Raw genomic sequence first — 3,051 nt, 5'->3', positions numbered from 1 at the left:
CCGGCCGCCATCACATCAGACATCAAGTGCCACTCCTTGTTCGGGAGTTACACCGTTGTAGTCCCACAAGCACAGCACCAGGTCAGAAGGTCGAGAACCAGCCAACGGTGACAACGTGAGCCAACTCAGGTCCTACCGAGGCATGCTCGACCTGGCCACCCTGCTCATGTGGCTTTGAGGACGGACCCTAGTGCAACTGGAAACGCAGGAATGCCCACAAGCACAGCACGATCGAATTCGAGTCGACGAGGTCTGGCGGTTGCTGCGGGGCGAGGTTCCGCGCGTCTGCAATCGGCACCAGCAGCTCCGGAAGCGGCGGGCCTTGGGGCGCGCGCAGTAGCAGCCGGGACGGCTTGCCGCGCAGGCACGCCGAAACTGCAGTCAGGCGTATCTGCTGGCCATCACTGGTCGACGGGGAAGTTGTGCCGCTGCAGCCAGGTAACCACTTGGTCGCGTGCGCGGCTGGCGTGTGTCGTCAGAAGCTGCCGTTCGGTCATGAACAGATAGCGTTGGAAGGTCGCCCCTTGGTGGTTTAGAAGAGTCGGGTCTGCGCCCGCCTCGAGCAAATCGAGGACAGTGCTGTAGTCGTCTATTTCGCTGGCAATATGCAGCGGCGTGTCCCCGGCGAGATCGGTGGCATTCGGGGATGCCCCCGCTGCGAGCAGCATGTGTACCTGTGCTCGCCGTCCGAACATCACGGCATCCATGACCGGTGTACGTCTGGTCCGCTGGTTGGCGATGTCGACCTGAACAGGCCGGGCGAGCAGTGCATCGAGATACCAGCTGTCCTCGACAATCGCCGCGTAGTGCAACGCGGTGTCGCCCGCATCGTCGGCATGGAGCGGGTTGGCACCGGCGTCCAGCAGTACGAGGAACGGGTCCTTGGCTCGAGTGACCACCGCCCAGTCGAGCAGGCTGACGCCATCGGTGCCGATTGCGGTGGGGTCGGCACCGATGCGGATCAGTTGGCTGACCCGCTTTCCGTCACCCCGGGTAATCGCGTCCGCGACCTGCTCGGTGACCGTATCCGAAAACGGCGTCGCCATACCGTGACCTTCCTTTCTGTATGTATCGCATACAACATGCTGGGGTCGACTCCGGCTACCCGGCCCAAGGTTTGTGTTGTACAAGAGCATCGTAGACCGCGGGCATTTCATGCAAATCGATTACACGGTCAATTGGGCCCGTCCCCCTGATAGGTCTCAATGGCGACGGAGCCGGAAGGGCGATCCGATGTCCGAGGGCGGGCCGTACCTGTAAGGCCTTGGCGCTGACCGAGCTTTCTTGGAACCTACTCAGCGGCTCACCCTCCATCACATAGTTGCGGATGTGATCGGCGGCATTTCGGCGGGCTGCATTCGGGTCCGAACCCATCCGCGTGAGTGTACGGTCGGAGAGGCCGGCGGCGTTGAAAGTTACCGCTGGCGATCCGGATGCATGCGCTGCAGTCGCCGCGAGTCCGCCGCCGAGGGAATGACCTGTCATCACCAGGTTGTCGCCGAAGGCATTCCTCGCCAGCTTTCCGAGGCGGATTGCTTGTGTGTACTGCGCTGCTTCGAATCCGGTACCCTGGAGGAGGTTTGCCTTCCAACTTCTCGGATCGAATTGAAATGTCCCCGCAAATGCCAGAACAAAATTTCCGTTTTCGCGATCCTTGTACAGTGCGGCCTTCAACCCGGTTTTCGAATCCTTGAGAAGTCCGCTGTCCAGTCCTTTCGTGTTCAGCTCATCCGCCGTGAGACGCTTGAAACCATCGATATCCAGGTCGGCTTTGTCCGAGAAATAGACGTCGTCTGCAATCCTGGCCAGAGTTGCGTCGATTTCCTGCGGTTCACGGCCGCGACAGGAATCGGCGAACGGCGTTTTCCTTCCGGAATCGGAGCCATCACCTCGACGCCCCTGGGACTCGAGCGCGCGGTGTGGGGGAGATATGCGCTCTCGCCACCCATGGCGCGGAAGTTTCTCCTTACCGGCGTGGTCGGCGCGCACGAACTCGTCAGCTGATCTCCGAACATTACTGGCGGACTTCTCGAGGTCGCGCATCAGTAGTTGTCTGGTTACCTTCTGTACAGAACCGGTGAGTGTGCCCAGCAGCTCATCCCAAACTCGACCCCAGTTGTTCACATGCTTCACCAATTCGGGATCGGTCAGAGTCGCCCAACGCCTCCGGTCAGCTGTATCGAGAAGATCGGCAGCGCGTAGATTCTGTTTGATTCTTCATGCGTTGGCACGTGCATTTCGGCGAGACGATGGTCAGATTCGCGAACTTCCAACGATATCTGGAGCTAGGGTTGCGACAATATCGAGAATCTGCTGCACAGTTTCGTCGGGCACACATGCTGCCGTCAGTGAAGCGGTCAAGTGTGTGGTTACGCGTTCAAAGTGGTGCATCGTTATTCCCCGACCCTGGTGAACTCGACGCATCGGCGCTCCCGCGTAGGGGTCGGGGCCGCCGAGTGCGGTCGCAAAGAACTCGACTTGGCGGCCCTTGAGGCGTGACATGTTGATTCCGGTGAAGAATTCGGCCAGTTGGTCGTCGGCGAGAACGCGCACATAGAAGTCCTCAACAACGGTTTCGAGGGCTTCCGTTCCGCCAATCTTTTCATAGATGGTGCTCATTGCACATCTCCTATTTCCAGTGGATCTGGCACAACGCCAGAAATCGATACTGGCGTGCGTGTGTGAAACGCGGACCGCACACGAATCGTCCCGGAACGGCAGCGAGCCGGCATCGATGAGTGCGTTCGATGAATGGAGTTCGCGCACTTAACCGCAGCGGAAGCGGCGATAGGTCGTTCGGCGGCGCAGAAGAGCTGTCGAGCTTGGTTCCTCGACGAACGCGGCATGTACAGCACAACGTGACTTTCCCACGTTTCCATACAAGACGTCATGGGGAGAATGCCTACGATTTGCCCGCCGTGGTTCATGATCGCTTGTGAACGCTCGGCTTCACCGTAATGGCAGCAGGGCTCCGGCGTTGTTGACTTACGGGACTGTGACCTGCGGTATTCGGGGATAAGTTCGGAAGGAAGGCTGAACAGGCCGTCATGT

General features: G+C 59.6%; 3 protein-coding genes. All 3 read right to left on the bottom strand.

Annotation, left to right across the window (positions count from 1 at the left end):
• Window positions 1-401 precede the first annotated feature (401 nt).
• On the bottom strand, window positions 402-1,046 hold the full coding sequence (locus NA4_RS37765) for an ankyrin repeat domain-containing protein (RefSeq protein WP_067480977.1): 645 nt from the start codon (window positions 1,044-1,046) through the stop codon (window positions 402-404).
• Window positions 1,047-1,101: 55 nt separating this feature from the next.
• On the bottom strand, window positions 1,102-2,133 hold the full coding sequence (locus tag NA4_RS41125; protein WP_157129567.1) for a Tle-like phospholipase domain-containing protein: 1,032 nt from the start codon (window positions 2,131-2,133) through the stop codon (window positions 1,102-1,104).
• Window positions 2,134-2,253: 120 nt separating this feature from the next.
• On the bottom strand, window positions 2,254-2,619 hold the full coding sequence (locus tag NA4_RS37755) for a group I truncated hemoglobin (RefSeq protein WP_067480971.1): 366 nt from the start codon (window positions 2,617-2,619) through the stop codon (window positions 2,254-2,256).
• Window positions 2,620-3,051 lie beyond the last annotated feature (432 nt).

This window comes from Nocardia amamiensis NBRC 102102 (genome assembly GCF_001612745.1).
GTDB classification, from domain to species: Bacteria; Actinomycetota; Actinomycetes; order Mycobacteriales; family Mycobacteriaceae; genus Nocardia; species Nocardia amamiensis.
The sequence above is the reverse complement of the archived record's forward strand: the minus strand, read 5'-3'. Positions and strand labels throughout refer to the sequence as shown.